The sequence below is a fragment of the Aminobacter sp. P4_D5 genome (assembly GCF_056401815.1).
In genome coordinates this window covers 1-1091 of the sequence record NZ_JBFUIP010000413.1, presented here as the reverse complement: position 1 = coordinate 1091, position 1091 = coordinate 1, and the positions used below count along the sequence as shown (strand labels likewise).

General features: G+C 66.9%; 2 protein-coding genes. Both read left to right on the top strand.

Annotation, left to right across the window (positions count from 1 at the left end; genetic code table 11):
* Positions 1–578 (top strand): phosphotransferase (locus AC1DWF_RS32360; protein ID WP_476842614.1); only part of this gene is annotated, 578 nt, incomplete at its 5' end.
* 19 nt (positions 579–597) lie between these two features.
* Positions 598–1091: aminotransferase class III-fold pyridoxal phosphate-dependent enzyme (locus AC1DWF_RS32355; protein ID WP_476842613.1), on the top strand; the 494-nt coding region annotated here is incomplete at its 3' end.

Here is a 1091-nt window from a genome sequence, read left to right as displayed (position 1 = left end):
CGTCCGTACCCATCGTCTGGGACCTGGCGCATGCGCTCGCGCTCCGCGAAGTGGCCGGCGTGCTGCCCACGGAGCTGCGCGAGGCCCTGCTACCGATCCTCGAGGATTTCGAGGCGCAGGTGACGCCGATCCAGGGACGCCTGCGCCGGCAGGTAGTGCACAACGACTTCAACCTCGCCAATGTCCTGGTCGACCCTGGGGATCACGCCACGATTGCCGGCGTGATCGATTTCGGCGACATGGCGGAGACGCCGATCGTCTTCGACGCCGCCATCGCCGCCTATTGCCAGCATGGCGACGACATGCCGATCGCCGAGGCCGCCGGCCACGTGTTGCGACGCTACCACGCGATCAGCCCGCTGCTCACCGAGGAGATCGAGATCCTGCCGCTGCTGATGGCCACGCGCGCCGCCATGAGCGCCACCCTCGCCTGCTATCACCATCATGCGCAGCCGGACAACGACCACTACAAGATGACCGCCGACGCGCTGAAGCGCCGCGTGGCCGTGATCCGGGAGCTGCGCTCGCCGGATGTCGTTCGAGTGCTGAGCAACGCCTGCGGCGAGCCCGCCCGATGAGCCCGAGGAGCTTTCCCTGATGGATGCCGACCTTCTGGCGAGGCGCGACAAGGTCCTCGGGACCGGCGCGCCCCTGTTCTACACGACGCCGCTGCACCTGGTGCGCGGCGAGGGCGTGTATCTCTACGACCCCGATGGGCGCCGCTACGTGGACATGTACAACAATGTTCCCTGCGTCGGTCACGGTAATCCCCATGTCGTGGAGGCGATGGCGCGGCAGCAGGGCACGCTGAACGTGCACAGCCGCTATCTCCACGAAGGCATCCTGGACTTCACCGAGCGCCTTGTCGGGCTGCATCATGGTCCGGATATAGAGAGCGTCGTCGTCAGCTGCTCGGGCACCGAGGCCATCGAAGTCGCGCTGCGGATGGCGCGCTTCGCCACCGGCAGGCAGGGCATCGTCTGCACCAACGCCACCTATCACGGGAACAGCGAGGCGGTGAGCAAGCTCACGCGGCTGTCGCTCGGGCAGAATGCGAGTCCGGATGTGCGCTCCTTTCCCTTCCCGGAGAC